Origin of the sequence: Venatorbacter sp. C2-1, assembly GCF_022832715.1 — a bacterium.
GTDB lineage: Bacteria > Pseudomonadota > Gammaproteobacteria > Pseudomonadales > Oceanobacteraceae > Venatoribacter > Venatoribacter alkanivorans.
The window spans coordinates 314862-335000 of the sequence record NZ_CP094879.1 but is presented as its reverse complement, the minus strand read 5'-3'; the positions used below and the strand labels follow the sequence as shown (position 1 = coordinate 335000).

Genomic DNA, 20139 nt, shown 5'->3' with positions numbered 1-20139 from the left:
CAGTTCTGCAAAGTCCATCCCCTGCAGCAGTGCGTAGGAAAACTCGGTAAAGGAAATACCGGCACCTTCACGGTTCAGACGCTGCTGTACCGATTCTTTGTTAATCATGGCGTTAACCGAGAAGTGTTTACCGACATCACGCAGGAAATCGAGCACGTTCATCTGCCCGGCCCAGTCGAGGTTATTCACCACGGTAGCGGCGTTGTCGATGCCATCAAATTTAATGAACTGACTGACCTGCTGACGGATCTTATCGGCCCAACCGGCAACCACATCGGCGGTGTTCAGCTGACGCTCGGCGGCTTTAAAGCTCGGATCACCAATCAGACCCGTTGCTCCGCCCACCAGTGCAATCGGCTTGTGTCCGGCATTCTGAAAGCGGGTCAATACCAGCAGCGGAACCAGGTGCCCAAGATGCAGACTGTCAGCCGTCGGATCAAAGCCGCAATACAGGGTGATGGAACCAGATTCCAGATGTTTGGTCAGTTCCTCATCCGCCGTCGCCTGATTAATCAGACCGCGTGCTTTTAAATCGTCTAATAATGCAGCTGTCATGGGAGCACTCTGAATTGTGTCGGTATTAGAAAGGTTGGTGAACATACCTGATCAATGTGCAAAATCAAGTTCGCTGGGTAAAATGCCGGCGAATTGTTTACACTTGTGAAGCATTCAATCATTTACAGAATAAGGACGACCAGATCGCTATGGCCTTGTCGGGACGCCTGCAGTATTTCCCTCTGACTCACTTACTCGGTGTTCTGACCGCTCTGGTTGTGTTGCTGATGTTGTTGTTCTGGCCTCAGGCACCAGAAAAGAATCTGCAACAGACCCGCTATATTATTGAAATGCCGGACACTCCGGCTGAACCAGAGGCTGAAGCAGCAGCACTCAACTGGGAAGAAACCACGGTACGCCCCGGCGATAACCTGTCCATTCTGTTCAGTCGCCATAACCTCAGCGCCGCCGATGTTATTGAAATTGCCGCCGTCGCGCCAAAGGAAGCTATCCAGCTTAAACCCGGCCAGACACTGCACTGGGTGCGCTCGCAGGATAACCATATACAGCAATTCCAGATTGAATTATCTCCTCTTGCCCGTCATACCTTTGAGCGCACCACCGATGGCAGCCTGAAATACGAACTGGCAGAGCGTCATGCCGATTACCGCCCACGCTTTGTCGGTACCGCCATTGAAAATTCACTGTTTCTTGATGGCTCCCGTGCCGATATTCCCGAACAGATTCTGATTGAACTCGCCGCGATCTTTGGCTGGGATATCGACTTCGCTCTGGATATCCGCCAGGGCGACCGCTTCAGCCTGATTTATGACGAGGTGTTCCTCGACGGTGAAAAAATCGGCAACGGCAATATTCTGATTGCGCGCTTTACCAATCAGGGACGTGAGCTTACGGCCGTGCGCTATGAAGATAAAAACGGCTACGCCAACTACTACACGCCGGAAGGTCAGAGTATGCGCAAAGCCTTTTTGCGTAACCCGATTGATTTCGCCCGAATCAGCTCACGCTTTAACCTGAACCGTAAACATCCGGTACTGAATACCCTGCGCGCCCACAAAGGGACCGACTACGCGGCACCAACCGGCACTCCGATTAAAGCGGCTGGCGACGGTAAAGTTGTGTTCGCCGGGCGCAAAGGTGGTTTTGGTAACTGTGTGATTATCCAGCATGGATCGCGCTATCAAACGTTATATGCACATCTGAGTAAGTTTAACCGCAGCGCCCGGGTTGGCCGCAGCATCAAGCAGGGTCAGGTGATCGGTTATGTCGGCAGCACTGGTCTGGCAACCGGCCCGCACCTGCACTACGAATTCCGCGTTGACGGTGTGCACCGTGATTCATTACGGGTTAAGTTGCCAAAGGCTGACTCTATTCCGTCTCAGGAAAAAGCCGCGTTCCGCCAGAAGTCTCAGAGCATGGTTAGCTGGCTGAACAGCTATAACGAAAACGAAGATAACCGTATCGGAGCGTTTCAGTGACCCTTTATATCGGCCTGATGTCCGGCACCAGTGCCGATGGAATGGACGCCGCTCTGGTCGATTTTGCCCAGGGCGCTCCGCGCTTACTGGATGCGCTCTGCCTGCCTTATGATGCCGCTTTCCGCCAGCAGCTGCGTACCCTCGCCGTTGCCCGCGAAGCTGATATCAACAGCATCGCGCTGCTCGAACGCCGTATTGCGGCCTTATCAACCGAAGCCGTGATGCAATTACTGCAGCGTAACAGCCTCAGTGCTGCGGATATCCGTGCTATCGGCTCCCATGGACATACCCTGCGCCACCGCAGTCAGCCAGATGGTTTCAGCTGGCAACTGGATGACCCGAGCTGGGTTGCTGAGCATACCGGCATTTGCTGCATTGCCGACTTCCGCCGCCGTGACATCGCCGCTGGCGGTCAGGGCGCTCCGCTGGTTCCGGCTTTCCATCAGCATTGTTTTGGCCGCAATGTGCAGGTGCTGAATATCGGCGGTATAGCCAATCTTTCCGTACTGCCAACCGACAGCCAGCCCGACAGCATGATGGGCTTCGACACTGGTCCGGGTAATGCGCTGCTGGATGAATGGTGCCAGCAATATTTTGGTTGCCAGCGCGATGACCGTGGCCAGCTTGCGGCCAACGGCAACATCATTAACTACTTACTGGAAGACTGGCTGAGCCAGCCGTACTTTCAGCTACCACCGCCGAAAAGTACCGGTCGTGAACTGTTCCGCCTGGAGCATCTGGGCGACCTGAGCCATGAAGATCCGCAGGATGTGCTGAGCACACTGACCGAACTGAGCGTGCAGAGTATCGCACTGGCGATCAGGCAATTTGGTCATTCCACAGGTGAGTTGCTGGTATGTGGTGGCGGTGTACATAACCATTATCTGATGCAGCGCCTGCAACAGGTGTTGCCACAACTGCAGGTGCAGAGCAGTGCCAAACGCGGCATTGATCCTGACTGGATGGAAGCCATGGCATTCGCCTGGCTGGCGCAGCGCACGCTGGAAGGCTTAAGCGGTAATGCGCCGGCCGTTACCGGCGCCAGTGGTGAACGTATTCTGGGCGGGATTTATCCCGCCTGATACGTCAGGCGGCTCAGGGCAGGCTGACGCTGCGAACCGCCCGCTGTACTTTCTCTTCGCCCCACTTCAGGGGTTGGCGTGGTGACTCACCGGCCACTACAGACACACCAAAACCCGGTTCATTAATAAACACCACCCCGGCGTCATTGCGGATTTCCAGTTTATGCTCACCTTCCAGCATGATGACATCCAGTACATCCGGCTGCAGATAACCACCCCAGAAATCGGTGCCACGGATGCCAATAGTGGCGGCTGGCGTGGTGACCGTCAGCTGCGGATCGGCCTGACGGGTTATTAAGCCGGTAATAAAACGGAAGGCGCCTTCGACAAACTCCAGACGCGCTGAATTGTTGTCGCTGCCAGCGGCATACTGCCACTCACTGAGCTGCACGCTGGTGTCGGCTCCGAGGGTAATCACGCTGCCTTCATTCATTTTCAGCACCAGACGGGCATTGCGGCCAGTGGATACTTTATCGCCCTGCTCTACCGCATCACCGCGCTGCAGCCGTAACTCATTACCTGCACGATACCAACTGACCTCGCCGACACTCACGCTGATCACGCCCACACTTTCGGCCTGTGCTGGCAGAAAAAGTAAGGTTAACAAAACAAAAAAGAGGGATTTCATATCTGGCTCCTGAACGCGGCTGGGGCAATTCCGTCAGCACAACATAGCATCAAGGAGCTGATCGCGCATACCGGTGGCATACGCGGAGGGAAGTGTCAGAAGCTGGCGTAGCCTTCGAGTTGCATACGCGTCACTTCTTCTGCACCGTTGGTCACCGGATCAAGAAAAGCCGGCAGGTCTGCGGTTTCGACTTTGTTACGCGCCATCCAGTTCTGGCACACTTTCAATTCGACAACATTAAAGGCATCAAGACGGGCCGCCAGATCAACCAGCGCCTTGTTGCCGCGATAGCTACTACGCACGAAGATGGCGATTTCATCACCGCTCAGTACCAGTCTGACCGGTTCGTTATTGCGATAGTCGACACTGCGGGAGAGTTCTTCAGCGCGGGTCAGTAAGGCCTGCAGCTCTTCTGCGGTGTGCAACTTCACCACCGCCTGAATTTTACTGCCGGGCTGCAAGCCCTGCTCACCGGACGGAGCGATACCTTCCTGAGGTAAAACCACGGCATCGGCGACAGCAGGAGAAACCGCATTGGCTGGTTCATCTTCCGTCAGCGGCACCAGTGCCGCTAAAGCAGGCTGCACCAGCAACAGAGAAGAGAGTAAAACAACGCGGGAAAGGGCCATCGGGCAATCCTTATCAGATGGAGAACGACGATCCACAGCCACAGGTGGATGAAGCGCCGGGGTTATTCACCATAAAGCGTGAACCTTCCAGCCCTTCTTTATAATCCAGTACCGAGCCAACCAGATAACCGTAACTGAGCGGGTCCACCAGCACACGCACACCGTCCATACTGATCAGCGTATCGTCTTCGGCGCGTTCATCGTCAAAGGTAAACCCATACTGAAAGCCGGAGCAGCCACCGCCGGTAACGAAAACCCTTAAACAGAGTTCGTCGTCTGCCTCTTCCAGCAGCAACTCACGGATTTTCTCCTGTGCTGCCTGGCTGAGTTCGATCGGGCTGGCCTGTTGTACTGCACTCATAATGATTCCGGCTTGCTGAATATCGGCAAATTATCGGTTTTTCCGACTAATTTAGTCAACTTTAACCTCAGGCGTAGCAACCACGGCTACCGGCTCAGGCTTCTTGCGGTTGTCGCCCTTCGCCTGATGGTGCAGCTTGCCGTTCACTTCGGCGCCCATCACCATTTCCATCATCTGGTAGTACACATCACCGGTTACCTGAGCTTTCTTCGCCAGCTCAATGTATTCACCGGCATGCACGTCACCAATGACTTTGCCGTTAATAATGATATTGGGCGCACTGATCTGGCCTTCAACCCGGCCTTTATCACTGACACGCACAACGGCTCCACTGCCGGCCTCGGCCACCAGATTACCTTTGATCACACCATCGATGTGCAGGCCGCCGGTGAACTTCACATCGCCGGTAATTTCGGTTTTAACGGAAATCAGGGTGTCGTAATGAGTGTTGCTGCCCTTGTCTTTACTGCTGAACATTAAGCCTCTCCTTATTGGGGCCAGTCGATGGTTTGTTCGACGCGCTGTGCTTTGCCGCCGGTGGATTGCAGAACCACCTGCACCTGCTGCGGCACGAAACCAGCCGGTAACCTGAGATCACCTGCTACTTCCTGAAAATAACGGAACCTGAACTTTACGCCCAGATCGGTCACATTACTGTCGAGATCACGTAACGGCAGGATAACTTTTTCCGCGCCCTGCATACCGACAAAATTCACCGCCGCCAGCCCGGAAATATAAGAACTGTTGTCGGCAACCTGAGTCATCATGATGGAGTAGCGGAAGGTTTCGGCACCTTCCTGCGGCTGAATCTCAACTTTACTAATGCGCAGGCCTTTATCATTGGCACTCGGTGCCATGATGCCTTTATAGAAAGCCACTTCCTCTTCAAGGGTGGATATCTGCGCTTTCAGCTCTTTAACCGTCTGGCGGATACCTTCGGTGGCCTTACGGTCAACCTGGCCACCTTTCTCCAGAACACCCACACGCTGGGTCAGATTGGTAATGGTACGCTCGGCATCCTGCAGCGCCGACTGTAACGTATCACGGGCGGTGGTCAGCTGCTGAATGCTGCTCATGCTGTCATAAACACCACCAAAGTAACCACCAACACCCACCGCCACAATAAACAGCACCATATAGAGTGAGCGGCGGAAGCGCTCCCACGGCCGGTACTGTCGAATAATCAGCTGATCCTGTTGGCTACCTTTTACTACCGCCATGCGTGTGTCCTTATTGATCCATGTGTTTAAAACGTATCAGGGCAACAGGGCAACCTGTTTCAGGCCGGCATCTTCGGCCAGACCAAACATGATGTTCATGTTCTGTACTGCCTGACCCGACGCGCCCTTAACCAGGTTGTCGATAACCGACAACACGATCACCTGACCGGTATGAGCGTGATGATGAACGGCAATACGACAGACGTTGCTGCCTTTCACACTGCGCGTGGCAGGGTGACTGCCGGCAGGCATAACGTCAACGAAGGGTTCGTTAGCGTAACGTGCTTCGTACAACGCCTGCAGATCTTCTGCCAGCCCCGGAGCCTGAGCATAGAGTGTAGAATGAATTCCACGGATCATCGGCGTCAGATGCGGAACAAAGGTAAGGTTGACCGCTTTACCCGCGGCGCGTTCCATACCCTGACGGATTTCCGGTAAATGACGGTGCCCTTTAACCGCATAGGCCATCATCGATTCGCTGGCTTCGCACAACAGCGAACCCACGCTGGCACCACGACCGGCACCGCTGACACCGGATTTACAGTCGGCAATCAGCATCTGCTCAGGTAACAGGTTATTTTCCAGCAGCGGCAGGAAACCCAGCTGTACCGAGGTTGGGTAACAGCCCGGCACCGCAATCAGACGCGCTTCTTTAATTTGTGCGCGGTTTACTTCCGGCAGACCATATACCGCCTGCGGCAGAATGCCTTTGGCACCATGTGGCTGGCCGTACCATTTTTCCCACTCAACTGCGTCCTGCAGACGGAAGTCAGCGGACAGGTCGATCACGCGGGCGCCGGTATTCAGAATTTCTTCCGCCAGCGAGTGAGCAACACCGTGTGGCGTGGCAAAAAACACCACATCGCACTCACCCAGCGTCTGTACATCGGGTACGCTGAAGCGCAGATCGGTATGACCACGCAGGTTGGGGAACATATCAGCCACCGGCAGACCATCTTCACTGCGCGAGGTGATCACCTTCAGCTCAACGTCCGGATGGTTTACCAGAATTCTGAGCAGTTCTACACCGGTGTATCCGGTGCCACCAACGATACCGACTTTAATCACGCCAAACCTCGTATGTCAGAAGACCGCCCCGCAAAAACGGGGAGCGGTTAAATACAGAAAGGCAGTTATAATACTGATTCTTGTCCCCCGTTGACACCACGCCGGTAAGCCCATTACCGGATAAGGATGCCGGTTTACCGTGAAGCGCCTCAGACAACAGTGGCTCAGCCTGATTTCTTTGTCAGATAACCAGATCGGTCTGGCGTTACTCTCCCTGCTGGCGGGCCTGGCCAGTGCGCTGGTGATCACCCTGTTCCGCCTGGCGATTGAATTTCCCTTTGTCACTCTGCTGCCGGTTGCCAACTCCGACGACTTCGAGCACCTCAGCGAAATTGCCCGTATCGCTCTGTTGTGTGGTGGCAGCCTGCTGCTGATTGTTATCTTTTATCTGGTTAAACCCGAGCGCCGCGGCGTTGGCGTAACCCATGTGCTGCAACGGATGGAATCGCATCAGGGCTATCTGCCGCAGTCGAATATTGTGCTGCAGTGGTTTGCCGCGGTGATCGCCATTATCAGTGGCCACAGCGTTGGGCGCGAAGGGCCGGCCATTCATCTTGGTGCCGGTACCGCCAGCCAGATTGGCCAGAGCGTTGGTCTGGCGCATCACCGCCTGCGGATTATTGCCGGGGCCGGTGTCGCCAGTGCGATTTCGGCGTCATTTAACACACCGATGGCGGGCGTCATCTTCGCTATGGAAGTGGTGCTGCTGGAATACAATATCCGCGGTTTTATTCCGATTATTCTCGCCTCGGTCGCCGGTGCCATTGTCAGTGAAGCGGTATTCGGTGCGCAGACCGCCTTTGCCGTGCCCGGCGTTGATATGAATTCGCTGCTGGAAATTCCTTATATTCTTGCCCTCGGCATTATTGGCGGCATCGTCGCCAGCGGTTTTATTCTGCTGGTACGGTTTTTTCAGCGCCTGAATCCTCTGCCGCTGTGGCTTAAGTGGGGCGGACTGACCGCCGTTACCGTGGCGATCAGCATGTACCTGCCGCAGGTAATGGGCATCGGCTACGACACGGTGAACGATGCCCTGGCCGGCAAGGTGGTAATGGGAACCCTGTTTGGCTTACTGCTGGCCAAACTGGTGCTGGCCGCCTGGGCCGCCGCTGTGGGTTTTCCCGCCGGTTTAATCGGCCCGACCTTATTTATCGGTGCCGCATTGGGTGGCCTGCTCGGCCAGTTATCGGCCTGGTGGCTGCCGCAGTATCCGGTGTCCGTCGGTTTTTATGCTCTGCTCGGTATGGCTGCTTTAATGGGCGCGGTATTACGCGCGCCGCTGGCCGCTCTGGTGGCACTGCTGGAACTGAGCGCCAACCCGAACATTATTATGCCCGGCATGCTAACCATCGTGATTGCCAGTCTGGTGGTGAGTGAAATCTTCCGTCTGCCATCAGTCTTTGAGGTGCAGCTCGGCGGCGGCCACAATTATCAGCAGCCCGACCCGGTGCAGCAGATGCTGCGCAATACCTGGGTGGCCGAAGCGATGGAACAATCTTTTGTCTCCGCCTCGCGTCATCTGTCACCGGAAGCCGCCGGATTTATCCTGCAACGCGAACCGGAGTGGCTGTTACTGGAAGAAGAAAACGTTATTCTGCCGCCCGCGGCTGTGGCCGAGGCGCTGAGCCTGCGTAAAGAGCAGGAAGAAGAAAGCGGTGAGCGCAACGATGACGATATTGATCTGATTGCCATCCCCGCCGACCGTCAGCAGGTTGAGCGTATTTCGCTTAAAGCCAATCTGCAGGATGCCTTAGACCTGATGCAGCAGCATCACTTACAATGGCTGGCCGTTTACCGCGATGACCAGTCCAGCCGCTGTGTTGGTATTGTCTCTCGCACACACATTGAACACTTCTATCACTACCAGCCAAGAGGCCGTTGATGCTCTGGGTAAAAGCCTTTCACATTGTTGCCGTCGTCACCTGGTTTGCCGCGATTTTTTATCTGCCACGTCTGTTTGTTTATCACGCCAGTGCCGAAGATCAGGTGTCGCGTGAGCGTTTTAAAATCATGGAACGTAAGCTGTATCGCGGCATTATGACGCCGTCGATGATTGTGGTACTGGCTCTGGGCGCCTGGCTGCTGACATTTAATCCGCGCTACTACTTTATCGACAGCCACTGGATGCACGCCAAGCTGACGCTGGTTGCCCTGCTGGTGATTTACCATTTTTACTGCGGCCACTTATTAAAAGTATTCCGCGACGATAACAACCAGCGCAGCCATGTGTTCTACCGCTGGTTTAACGAAATCCCCGTCTTCATGCTGATCGCCATTGTTATTCTGGTGGTCGTGCGTCCGTTTTAATTTCTTGTAAAAAGAGAGTGCTATGAGTTATTCCATCGCCCAGTCCGAAGCCCTGTTTGCCGCCGCACAAAAACACATTCCCGGCGGAGTTAATTCACCGGTGCGTGCATTTAAAGGCGTGGGCGGCACCCCGATTTTCTTCGATCATGCCAAAGGCGCTTATGTGTTTGACGCCGACGGCAACCGCTATATCGATTATGTGGGCAGCTGGGGGCCGATGATTCTGGGCCACAGCGCCGATGAAATTCTCGATGCCGTACGCGCCCGTATGGATAAAGGCCTGAGCTTTGGCGCACCGACCCATATCGAAATCGAAATGGCCGAAGAAGTGTGCAAACTGATTCCATCCATGGATATGGTGCGTATGGTGAACTCCGGCACCGAAGCCACCATGAGTGCGATTCGTCTGGCACGTGGTTTTACCGGCCGCGATAAACTGGTGAAATTTGAAGGCTGCTACCACGGCCACGCCGATTCACTGCTGGTAAAAGCCGGCTCCGGCATGCTGACCTTAGGAGTACCGACCTCTCCGGGCGTACCAGCCGCCGTTGCTGCCAACACCATCACCCTCGACTACAACAATCTCGACAGTGTCAAAGAATGCTTCGCGCAAATGGGTGACGAAATTGCCTGTGTGATCATCGAGCCGGTAGCCGGCAATATGAACTGCATTCCGCCAAGCAAATCCTTCCTGCAGGGTCTGCGTGAGCTGTGCACCGTGCACGGCGTGGTGCTGATTTTTGATGAAGTCATGAGTGGCTTCCGCGCAGCACTGGGCGGCGCTCAGGAATATTACGGCATCGTGCCGGACATGACCTGTCTGGGCAAAGTGATTGGCGGCGGTCTGCCAGTCGGTGCCTTTGGTGGTAAGCGCGAAATTATGGAATATCTGGCGCCGCTGGGCCCTGTCTATCAGGCCGGAACGCTGTCGGGTAACCCGCTGGCCATGGCCGCCGGTCTGGCCATGCTGAAAGCCATTCAGAAGCCCGGCTTCTACGACCAGCTGAACGCCCGCGTGCAATTATTGCTGAACGGCCTGCAGGCCGCTGCCGATGCGCACAATATTCCGTTTACCCACAACAGCGCCGGTTCTATGTTTGGTTTCTTCTTTACCGGGCTGAAAGAAGTAAACACCTTCCGCGACGTGGCCGACCACTGCGATGGTGCGCGCTTTAATCAGTTCTTCCACGGCATGCTGAAAGAAGGCGTTTACCTGGCACCAAGTTCTTTTGAAGCCGGTTTTATGTCCATCGCCCACAGCGAGCAGGATATTCTGGAAACCATCGCCGCCGCCGATCGGGTAATGGCAACGCTGTGATGGATCCGTTATTTGCTGCATTAATGCTGTTGCTGGTCAGCGCCTGGCTGTGCCTGCAGCAGCGCCCGAACCAGCAACAGCCAAATGGCGGAATAAAAGCAGAATGGCGCGGCGAATCGGCCGCGCGTTTTGCTGCGGGCCTGTTGCTGCTCTGCGCGGCGGCCGCCGAACTGCTTCAACTGCCGCCCGCGGCCACATTATTACTGCAACAGCTGAGCCTGTACGCTGCCCTGCCGTTATTGATTATTGTGCTCGGCGCTCAGGCGCTGGGGTATCAGTGGTCACGGATGATCTGGGGACGGGTGCTGCTGGCATTATGTGTGGTGTTTGAACTCTGCCGCCGTAATAACCAGCTCGATGCGTTGCTGATTACCATCGCTGCGGCAGCCGTAATCGCCCTGCTGCTGGCGCTGTGGAAACTGGCAAAAATCCGCATCTGGCTGGCCGCGCAACTGATCATGGCCTGCGGCGCACTGGCCTGGATATCAGCCAGTCAGAATCAGCCGGAGCCGCTGCTATTCTGGTTAAGTATGACCAGCATCAGTGTGATGCCGATATGGGCGGAGCGGTTGCGCTGATCGGTCTGTTCAAAAAAAGGAGGGAGTTTTTCCCTTCTCCCCATCTGAGCCAGAATTAACAACATGAATTACCACAAGCCGGTGCTTTACCAGAACTCATCAACAACCGGATTCTGATTTACCGGCAATACAGGTTCTGATTTCACCCGCAGCTCACTCTGACTGCCCAGTAAAGACAACGTTATTTCGGTATCGCCCTGGGCATAGCCCTGATAAGTGGCGTTCATTTTCATATCAACACCCAGCGACTGAACCTGATTAAGCACAGTCTCGAGCCCACGGCTCTGATTATTCATCTGCCCCCGTCCGGCCACTTTCGCCATGCTCATCAGGTACTGATTGATCTGATCCATGTATTTGACATCTTCCTCAGAAAGAGGTTTGCCGGATGAGTACTGGATCGCGAGGCTTCGGTAATCCGATTCTGACTCCGGTTTTGTTCTCCGCCATATTTCAACCCGTGCTTCAAATTCCTCAAACGTTTCCAAAGCACCCATAGAAATACTGCCTGGTTTACCAACCAGCAGCTCTTCCTTGTATGAGAAATCGAGATTGATGCGGTTGCCACTCGGCAGAGTCAGGGACGCAGATGCGTTAAATTCGTTGGTGACAATGCCGCCCCCTTTGGAAGCGTCATTAGGGCGGGGGCCGTAAGTAACCTCATCCTGCCTGTACATCATCGAAGGTGAATATTCCGCGACTCCGTATTCCAGCTTCATATTGCCCGAAGCCTGACCTGCACTGAACAGCGCCAGATCATGGCCAGGGTTCAGCTTGCCGCTGATAAGGTCGGCATTTACCTGACGGGCTTTCTCATCATCGGCCAAACCCTGAGCATTGGAAATTTCCATATAGTGCAGCGACTGATCGGAGGTGAAATCCACGACGTTCTTGTTGTCATCCAGCAGGTTGATCTGACTGCCGGAACCCGCGCCATTCTGCTGGTAACCGACATAGCGCTGAGCATCCTGCCAGACCTGCAGAGACACCTGCGTCGTTGGAGCAGCCACACTGATGCCGCCATGGTGAGTAACCAGATTCTCAAGGGGATAAGGTTCAACCGGGCCATTCGCCTGGCTGTCGGCCTGCTGACTGGCCGGAAGGTTTGCTGCCTGCATGACAGCCGATAACGGAGTGGTAATGTCCATGCGAGTCGTCCTTACTCTGCGGCTTTAACCTGTTATCGGCATCCGCTCCGGATGTTTAGGCACAGCATGAGCTTATAACGCGACATTACCAACAACTGACATAACTAACAGTATGCTTTTACTGTTACCCCAACGCCGCCTGCCGTCTGAGGTTATCCGCCTCGGCGCCACGCCCCTGCGCATCCAGTGCTTCGGCCATTAACAAACGCAGGCGCCGGGTTAATTCTATGTCGCCACCGGCAAATACCAGCGCGCGCTGCAGTAACTGTTCGGCGCGTACGGCATCGCCCATCTGCAGGCTGACCCAGGCCTGACGATAAAATACCGCCGGGTTGCGCGGCTGAATCTGGCGCGCCTGATCAAGGTAAGTCATGGCTTTACGCCACAGCTGTTGTTGGCGTGCCTGTTCGGCTTTGGCAAACAAACTGGCGACCGCCGGGTGGTGTTCGCCCTGACTGAGTGAGGCCAGCATACCGTCCTGCCACTGGGGCAGGTCGTCGGCCGTTGCTTGTTGCTGTTCCGGTTTTGGCGGCAGCGGCGTACAGCCGCTCAGCCCACCCAGTAAGATAAGAAGAGATACTGCACTCAGAACAACCAGTCGAACCACGATTTTTTCTCCTCAGGCGCCGGTTCAGGCTGAAGCGGCTGACAGTCAGGCAGCGAAGCCGGTAAACGGCTGCTGATAAAAGGATAAAGCGTACCACGGCAACCGCCGCCCACCAGCTCGCCACGTTCATTCACCGCGGCAGTACGCAGAGCAGAGGCAGGCTGCAGCGGTTCGCTGCCTACCGTGCGGAAGGTATCGAGCCAGATTGGCAGAGCGGCGCTGGAACCGGCGAAAGGCATCGGCTGGTTGTCGTCGCGTCCGACCCAGATAATGCCGAGATAGCGGTTATCGAAACCGGCAAACCAGGCATCGCGCTGGTCATCACTGGTACCGGTTTTCGCCGCCAGCGGGCCGTTAAGTATCTGGGTTAAACGCCGTGCGGTACCGCGTTCAGCCACCTGTTCCATGCCATAGCGCAGCCATTGCATCATCGCCGGATCGAAGGCCTGGTCGCCACGCAGCGCATAGGACGATAACGTCTGCCCCTGTGCGGTGGTGACCGCTTCGATGGAACGCAACGGCATCACGAAGCCCTGTGAGGCGATGGTCTGATACATGCCAGCGACTTCATAAGGCGACAGCGAAATAGCCCCCAACAGCATCGACGGATACGGTGGCACTTCGGCCTGCAGGCCCAGTTTATGGAAGGTGGCGGCAACATTACTCAGCCCCACTTTCATCCCCAGACGGGCGGTGGCCTGATTCAGCGACAGCGCCAGACCATCGACCATCGGCACTACGCCGTGGGAGCGGTGATCGTAATTCTGCGGCTGCCATAACTGGCCGCCGGGGCCGGATACCGACACCGGTTTATCTTCCAGCGGCGTGCCCCAGTGGTAACGACCACTCTGCAGCGCGGTTAAATACACCACCGGTTTGGCCAGCGAGCCGATGGCACGCTTGGCCGCCAGAGCGCGGTTAAAGCCAAAGAATTCGGCCTGACGCGAGCCCAGCAACGCCCGCACTTCGCCGCCATCGACGCTGGTAATCACCGCTGCGGTTTCGAGCTGACCTTTGAGTTTGGCCGAGCGGCTTTCCAGCTGTGCCAGCTGACGTTCGGCCGCCTGCTCTACCGCATGCTGGGCCCAGGGGTCGAGGGTGGTGAAGATATGCAGACCTTCGCTTTGCAGATCTTCCAGCCGGTAATCACGCTGCAGCTGCGCTTTGGCCAGTTCAAGGAAGGCCGGATATTCACGCTGACCGGCGCGGCGCGAATCGGCGGTCACCAGCGGCTGACCCTGCGCCAGAATGCGCTGGGCATCGGAGATAATGCCGTTCTCGGCCATTAACCCCAGAATCAGGTCGCGGCGCTGTTTCGAGCGTTCCGGGTTACGGCGCGGATTATAATAAGACGCGCCTTTGACCAGCCCGATCAGTGTGGCGATTTCGGCGGTATTCAGCTCCTGCACCTGTTTACCGAAATAAAAACGCGAGGCCAGACCAAAGCCATGAATCGCCCGGCGTCCGGCCTGCCCTAAATACACTTCATTTAAATAGGCCTGCAGAATCTGCTCTTTGCTGTAATGCAGCTCCAGCAGCAATGCCATTAAGGCTTCCTGAACCTTACGTGCCAAAGTGCGCTCGCTGGTTAAAAAGAAATTCTTCACCAGCTGCTGGGTCAGGGTCGAGCCCCCCTGCACAAAACCACCGGCCTTGACGTTGGCCAGCATGGCGCGGGCAATACCACGCAGCGATACGCCCCAATGATCAAAGAAGGCTTTATCTTCGGTAACGATCAGCGCGGCGACTAAGGCCGGCGGAATCTGCTCCAGCTTAACCAGTTCACGGTCTTCGTTATGAGCCGGGAAAATACCGCCGATGTATTGGGGCTCCAGCCGCACCAGCGCCTGGTCGTCGCCGTCTTCAACAATGTTGCTGACCCGTCCCTGAGCGAATTCCAGCCGCAGCTTGCGCGCCGGTTCCTGACCGTCCCAGAACGGAAAAGCACGGCGATAAACCACCCAGTCATCGCCATCGCGGTAATAACTGCCCGGACGCACCGCCCCGGCCTGTTCACGGTAATCGGCCCATTCCAGTTCGGCTTTTAATTGCTCCGGGCTGAGCAGCAGCCCCGGATACAATGCCAGCGGCCGGGCAAACACCTTGGCCGGCAGCGTCCATTTATTGCCATCGAATTTGGCTCTTACCTGAGCATCCAGATACACCAGCCCGGCCAGAGTCAGCACCAGCCCCACCAGCATCAGTCGTAATAGCCACACCAGCCAACGTGGCCAGGCTTTGTCTTTATTCCGGGCCGCCGGACGGCGGGAAGCTGAACGCTTGGCTGAGGGGGAACGGGACGTCTTTTTACCGTTACGGGAAACCATCAGAACCTTCACTTTTTATCGTTGGCGGCATCATAACAGGCCACTGTTTACCCGCCTAACAGCAACCCGCTCTACAGCCATAACTACAAACAGGTGGATATCAGAGCGCCGGATGACAGAAACCGGCTGTCTGCGAACCTGTCATTCTGAACAGCAAAGATGACGAGCGTACGACAGCTACACGCGGTATATGCCTGTTCCCTGACATCATCATAAATAACAATGAGGACAGTTAAGTGCCGAATCGCGGACACAGGGCCTGCATTTATGGTGCTCTGCCGTACGCTGCTGCAAGGCCTGCGGTTGCAGCTGCAGCGCGGGTTTCCGCCGCAGTTGACAGGCATAAAGCGGCCGTCATTTGAACAAGAGATATTAATCGTGACAATCCAATCTATTATCTGTATTTTTTGCGGAATATTGCCATTATGGCGCGCAGCAGCAGGGCGACGAATATGGCGATCTGTCTATGCAAACTGGCACTAAGAAATGGCGTACTCTTACCTCGGGCTTCGGTCTGCAGGTGGCATTAAGATACTCCTGAATTTCTTATGAGACCGGATAAACCGCTGAAGGTTTATCTGTTTTATTGGCTTCCCTCACGGGGAACGGAGCTGGAGAACTGGCTTAATGAAAATGCGTTTATTGGGTATTGGTTCCATGGCAGCCGCACTGATGGCAACTGCTGTTACTGCATCTGCTCAGGAAGAACTGCATATTTATAACTGGTCTGATTATATCGCCGAAGACACCATCGCCAATTTTGAAAAGGCGTCCGGTATCAAGGTGACCTATGACGTATACGACTCCAACGAAGTTCTGGAAGCCAAACTGCTGGCTGGCCGCAGCGGCTATGATCTGGCTTTCCCGACCGCGCGCCCGTTTGCCGACCGACTGATCCGCGCCAAGCTGTATCAGCCTTATGACAAGAGCAAGCTGAGCAACTACGACAATCTGGATAAAGTTATCCTGAAATCCCTGAGCGATATCGACCCGGGCAACCAGTATCTGGTGCCTTATATGTGGGGTACTACCGGTATTGCTTATAACGTCGACAAAGTAAAAGCGATCCTGGGCGACGATATGCCACTGGACAGCTGGAAGCTGGTATTCGACCCGGAAATCAGCAAGAAGCTGTCAGCCTGTGGCGTTGCCCTGATGGACGACCCGACGGAAGTATTCGTTGCGGCCCGCGCTTATCTTGGCAAACCAACCGACGACTTCAGTAAGAAAGCCATTCAGGAAGCGGCCGATGTAATCGCCGGAGTACGCGCCAACATCCGTTACTTCCACAGCTCACAGACCATTAACGATATGGCCAACGGCGATATCTGTGTAGCCCACGGTTACTCCGGCGATATGCTGCAGGCTCAGGCCCGCGCTGCCGAAGCAGCCAACGGCGTCAACGTTGAATACATCGTACCGAGCGAAGGCGCTGTGGTATGGACCGACGTTGCGGTCATTCCAGCCGATGCGCCAAACCCAGCTGCAGCACATAAGTTCATCAACTACCTGCTGCAGCCGGAAGTGATTGCGCCTATTTCCAACTATGTGGCTTATGCCAACGCCAACGCCAAAGCCACTCCGCTGGTTGATGCCGAAGTGCGTAACAACCCTGGCATTTATCCGCCGGCTGCTACCCAGGAAAAACTGGTAGTGCTGAAAACGCCGACCGATAAAGAAGCACGTAATATGTCCCGTATGTGGACGCGGGCGAAAACCGGTAAATAATTCGCTGTTCACCGGATTACGCCGACCAGAACCTCGCAACGTTGGTTGCGGGGTTTTTTCATTTATCGGCAAACCTATTAACCGTTTCACTGGAGCGTCCGGAACGAGATGACACAGATTCGTCCAGCATCCTCTGAGCAGCCCTGGGCTGCGCCTGAAGAAGAGCCTATTGTCCGCATCGACAAGGTAACCAAGACCTTTGGTTCTACCTACGCCGTCGATGAAATCAGTCTGAATATTCACCGTGGCGAATTTTTCTCGCTGCTGGGTGCGTCAGGCTGTGGCAAAACCACCCTGCTGCGTATGCTCGGTGGTTTTGAAACCCCGACCTCCGGCCGGATTTATATCGACGGTCAGGACGTGACCGATGTGCCGCCGTACCTGCGCCCGATCAATATGATGTTCCAGAGTTATGCGCTGTTCCCGCATATGAATGTGGCGCAGAACATTGCCTTTGGTCTGAAGCAGGAACGTATGCCGTCGGCCCTGATCCGCGAACGCGTCGCCGAGGTAATGGCGCTGGTACAGATCGAAAAACTGGCAACGCGTAAACCGCATCAGTTATCCGGTGGTCAGCGTCAGCGTGTGGCACTGGCACGGGCTCTGGCCAAACAGCCAAAGATTCTGCTGCTCGACGAACCGCTGGGCGCGCTGGATAAAAAACTGCGCGAACACACCCAGTTCGAGCTGGTGAATATTCAGGAGCGTCTGGGCATTACCTTTATTATCGTGACCCACGATCAGGAAGAAGCCATGACCATGTCATCGCGTATCGCCCTGATGCACGATGGCCGTATCGAGCAGGTCGATGCGCCGCGCCGTATGTACGAATTTCCGGCCACCCGTTATGCCGCCAGCTTTATCGGCTCGGTTAACCTGTTTAACGGCCATGTGGTGTCCCATGAAAATGACATGGTGCTGATTCATTCGGAAGAAGCCGGCAGCGATCTGCTGGTGCATCACAGTCAGCCGCTGAACCCGGGCATGGAAGTGACCGTGGCTATCCGTCCGGAAAAAATCGCCGTACGTGATCATCACGGCGATGATCCGAACAGCATTCACGGCATTATTCAGGAAATTGCTTACCTCGGTGACGTATCCATTTACCACGTTGAACTGCCAAGCGGTAAGCGTGTGCAGTTTACCCAGTCAAACGTTCTGGCTCTGGCCGAACAACCACTGACCTGGGGACAGGAAGTCGCACTGAACTGGAACGCTTACAGCTGTGGGGTGCTGACTCAATGAACGGCTGGCTGCAGCAATTACACAACCGCACCCGCGCGCTGGCGCCGGGTAAGGGTCTGATTGTTGGCGCGCCCTGGTTCTGGCTGGCGCTGTTTTTTGTACTGCCTTTTCTGTTTGTACTGAAAATCAGCCTGGCCGAACCACAACTGGCACAACCGCCCTATCAGGACTGGATCCGCGAAATTGAAGACGGCCTGATCACCATTAAGCTGAATTTCGGCAACTACGCCATGCTGTGGGAAGACGAGCTCTACCGCGATGCATTGTGGGGCTCGTTTGAAATTGCTGCGATTTCGACCTTTTTCTGCCTGCTGATCGGTTATCCGATGGCCTATGCCATTGCCCTGGCACCGACGCACTGGCGCATGCCACTGCTGATGCTGGTGATTCTGCCGTTCTGGACCTCGTTCCTGATCCGCGTCTACGCCTGGATTGGTATTTTAAAAAATAACGGTCTGCTCAATCATTTTTTAATGAGTATCGGCCTGATCGATCAGCCACTGGAAATTCTGCATACGCCCACCGCGGTATATATCGGCGTGGTGTACAGCTATCTGCCGTTTTTAGTGTTGCCGTTGTACGCCACCTTAGTGCGGCTGGATAACACGCTGCTGGAAGCCGCCGCTGATCTCGGTGCGCGACCATGGAAACAGTTTTTAACCATTACCCTGCCACAGTCGGTACCCGGAATTTTAGCCGGTTCGATGCTGGTATTTATTCCGGTGATGGGCGAATTCGTGATTCCTGATCTGCTTGGTGGCCCCGACACCCTGATGATCGGTAAGCTGATGTGGACCGAGTTCTTCAGTAATAAAGACTGGCCATTAGCCTCGGCGCTGGCGTCGGTATTACTGGTGGTACTGATTATTCCGTTCGTGCTGATGCGTCATTACGAACAGAAAGCCGCCGAAGAACTGAAGTAGGGGAAAAGTTATATGTTAAAACGCTATCCACTGCTGTTTGGTCTGCTGTTTCTCGGCTACGCCTTTCTGTATCTGCCAATTTTCAGCCTGATTATTTATTCGTTTAACGAAAGCCGTCTGGTCACCGTGTGGGGTGGTTTCAGTACCAAATGGTACGGCGAATTAATCAACAACGGTCCGCTGCTCGATGCCGCCTGGCTAAGCATTAAAATTGCGGCATTAAACGCATCGCTTGCGGTAGTGCTGGGTACGCTGGCGGCACTGACGCTGGTGCGTCTGCGCGGTATCCGCGGTCATAAAAGCCTTGGCGTCATGGTGACGGCACCGCTGGTTATGCCGGAGATTATTATCGGTTTATCGCTGCTGCTGTTGTTTGTGGCGATGGAAGATTTAATCGGCTGGCCCGCTGGCCGTGGTCAGACCACCATTCTGCTGGCGCACGTTACCTTCTCCATGGCTTATGTCACGGTGATTGTGCAGAGCCGTCTCGCGCATATGGATACTTCCATTGAAGAAGCGGCTCTCGATCTGGGCGCACGGCCGGTAAAAGTCTTTTTTGCCATTACCCTGCCGATGATCGCTCCGGCGCTGGCCGCCGGCTGGCTGCTGGCCTTTACCCTGTCGATGGATGATCTGGTGATCGCCAGCTTTGTCTCCGGTCCGGGATCAACGACCCTGCCAATGGTGGTGTATTCCAGCGTGCGTCTGGGCGTCAGCCCGCAGATTAACGCACTGGCGACCATTATTATCGCCGTGGTATCCACCGCGGTATTAATTGCCGGTGTCACCATGTACCGCAAAGAGCTGAAGGCGCAGCGTAAGAGCTGACAACTCTGTGGGAGTGACTTTCAGTCACGATACTCATCGCGGCAGCAATGCCGCTCCCACAAAAATCATCGCGGCAGCAATGCCGCTCCCACACCTCATCCCCTTATCCTTTATTAATTGTCCTGCCTCTGTTTTTTACCCCCGAAAA

At 55.2% G+C, this 20139-nt stretch carries 20 protein-coding genes (1 of these 20 cut by a window edge); 10 read left to right on the top strand and 10 right to left on the bottom strand.

The annotated features are described in order from the left end of the window. Positions 1-555, bottom strand: the 5' portion of a protein-coding gene (gene tyrS, locus MT343_RS01415; protein WP_145466806.1) for a tyrosine--tRNA ligase. The gene continues 747 nt to the left of window position 1, outside the view; the window shows 555 of its 1302 coding nt (coding positions 1-555); it begins with the start codon at positions 553-555; the stop codon falls past the left edge of the window. 149 nt (positions 556-704) lie between these two features. Between tyrS and MT343_RS01410 the strand changes: the two genes are divergently transcribed. Both MT343_RS01410 and MT343_RS01405 read left to right on the top strand, forming a co-directional pair. After that, positions 705-1994: a peptidoglycan DD-metalloendopeptidase family protein gene (locus MT343_RS01410; protein ID WP_145466808.1), complete on the top strand. Its 1290-nt coding sequence runs from the start codon at positions 705-707 to the stop codon at positions 1992-1994. Then, positions 1991-3076 (top strand): anhydro-N-acetylmuramic acid kinase, encoded by a 1086-nt coding sequence (locus MT343_RS01405; RefSeq protein ID WP_145466810.1) that lies wholly within the window; start codon positions 1991-1993, stop codon positions 3074-3076. The genes MT343_RS01410 and MT343_RS01405 overlap by 4 nt, the downstream gene beginning before the upstream one ends. A gap of 13 nt (positions 3077-3089) precedes the next feature. Here the strand turns inward: MT343_RS01405 and MT343_RS01400 are convergent, their stop codons facing one another. The 6 genes from MT343_RS01400 to argC form a co-directional block, all read right to left on the bottom strand. Then, positions 3090-3704, bottom strand: coding sequence for a FecR family protein (locus tag MT343_RS01400; RefSeq protein WP_145466812.1), 615 nt, complete (start codon positions 3702-3704; stop codon positions 3090-3092). A gap of 95 nt (positions 3705-3799) precedes the next feature. After that, complete coding sequence (locus MT343_RS01395; RefSeq protein WP_145466814.1) at positions 3800-4333, bottom strand: DsrE family protein; 534 nt, start codon at positions 4331-4333, stop codon at positions 3800-3802. A 13-nt stretch (positions 4334-4346) separates the two neighbouring features. Then, positions 4347-4694, bottom strand: coding sequence for an iron-sulfur cluster insertion protein ErpA (erpA, locus tag MT343_RS01390; protein WP_145466816.1), 348 nt, complete (start codon positions 4692-4694; stop codon positions 4347-4349). 51 nt (positions 4695-4745) lie between these two features. Further along, positions 4746-5171, bottom strand: a complete 426-nt coding sequence (locus MT343_RS01385; RefSeq protein ID WP_145466817.1) for a bactofilin family protein — start codon at positions 5169-5171, stop codon at positions 4746-4748. Between the two features lie 11 nt (positions 5172-5182). Next, a complete protein-coding gene (locus tag MT343_RS01380; protein ID WP_145466819.1) occupies positions 5183-5914 on the bottom strand; it encodes a DUF6776 family protein in 732 nt (243 codons plus the stop codon). Positions 5915-5950: 36 nt separating this feature from the next. Next, positions 5951-6982 carry an N-acetyl-gamma-glutamyl-phosphate reductase gene (gene argC / locus MT343_RS01375; protein WP_145466821.1) on the bottom strand — a complete coding sequence of 344 codons (1032 nt, stop codon included), beginning with the start codon at positions 6980-6982 and terminating at the stop codon, positions 5951-5953. 139 nt (positions 6983-7121) lie between these two features. On the opposite strand from argC, the gene MT343_RS01370 reads away from it, so the two are divergent. Genes MT343_RS01370 through MT343_RS01355 form a run of 4 tightly spaced genes read left to right on the top strand, consistent with a single transcriptional unit; the run spans position 7122 to position 11185 of the window. Beyond that, positions 7122-8864: a chloride channel protein gene (locus MT343_RS01370; RefSeq protein ID WP_145466823.1), complete on the top strand. Its 1743-nt coding sequence runs from the start codon at positions 7122-7124 to the stop codon at positions 8862-8864. Next, entirely contained in the window at positions 8864-9289 is a 426-nt protein-coding gene (hemJ, locus tag MT343_RS01365) for a protoporphyrinogen oxidase HemJ (protein WP_145466825.1), read from the top strand. Before MT343_RS01370 ends, hemJ begins: the two co-directional genes overlap by 1 nt. A gap of 22 nt (positions 9290-9311) precedes the next feature. Continuing rightward, entirely contained in the window at positions 9312-10607 is a 1296-nt protein-coding gene (gene hemL, locus MT343_RS01360) for a glutamate-1-semialdehyde 2,1-aminomutase (RefSeq protein ID WP_222428489.1), read from the top strand. Further along, a complete protein-coding gene (locus tag MT343_RS01355) occupies positions 10604-11185 on the top strand; it encodes a hypothetical protein (protein ID WP_145466827.1) in 582 nt (193 codons plus the stop codon). Before hemL ends, MT343_RS01355 begins: the two co-directional genes overlap by 4 nt. An 86-nt stretch (positions 11186-11271) precedes the next feature. Here the strand turns inward: MT343_RS01355 and MT343_RS01350 are convergent, their stop codons facing one another. The 3 genes from MT343_RS01350 to mrcB all read right to left on the bottom strand — a co-directional run bounded on the left by MT343_RS01350 (position 11272) and on the right by mrcB (position 15267). Beyond that, positions 11272-12333, bottom strand: a complete 1062-nt coding sequence (locus MT343_RS01350) for a hypothetical protein (protein WP_145466829.1) — start codon at positions 12331-12333, stop codon at positions 11272-11274. A gap of 124 nt (positions 12334-12457) precedes the next feature. Then, entirely contained in the window at positions 12458-12940 is a 483-nt protein-coding gene (locus MT343_RS01345; protein ID WP_145466831.1) for a tetratricopeptide repeat protein, read from the bottom strand. After that, entirely contained in the window at positions 12919-15267 is a 2349-nt protein-coding gene (gene mrcB / locus MT343_RS01340; RefSeq protein WP_145466833.1) for a penicillin-binding protein 1B, read from the bottom strand. Before mrcB ends, MT343_RS01345 begins: the two co-directional genes overlap by 22 nt. A 633-nt stretch (positions 15268-15900) precedes the next feature. On the opposite strand from mrcB, the gene MT343_RS01335 reads away from it, so the two are divergent. From MT343_RS01335 to MT343_RS01320, 4 genes are all read left to right on the top strand, one after another. Next, the gene (locus MT343_RS01335) at positions 15901-16995 is read left to right on the top strand and encodes a polyamine ABC transporter substrate-binding protein (RefSeq protein ID WP_222428515.1); all 1095 of its coding nucleotides are present in this window, start codon (positions 15901-15903) and stop codon (positions 16993-16995) included. A gap of 108 nt (positions 16996-17103) precedes the next feature. Beyond that, complete coding sequence (locus MT343_RS01330) at positions 17104-18240, top strand: ABC transporter ATP-binding protein (protein ID WP_145466837.1); 1137 nt, start codon at positions 17104-17106, stop codon at positions 18238-18240. Beyond that, positions 18237-19163 (top strand): ABC transporter permease subunit, encoded by a 927-nt coding sequence (locus MT343_RS01325; RefSeq protein ID WP_145466839.1) that lies wholly within the window; start codon positions 18237-18239, stop codon positions 19161-19163. The genes MT343_RS01330 and MT343_RS01325 overlap by 4 nt, the downstream gene beginning before the upstream one ends. Before the next feature lie 12 nt (positions 19164-19175). Then, positions 19176-19991, top strand: a complete 816-nt coding sequence (locus MT343_RS01320) for an ABC transporter permease subunit (RefSeq protein WP_145466841.1) — start codon at positions 19176-19178, stop codon at positions 19989-19991. Positions 19992-20139 lie beyond the last annotated feature (148 nt).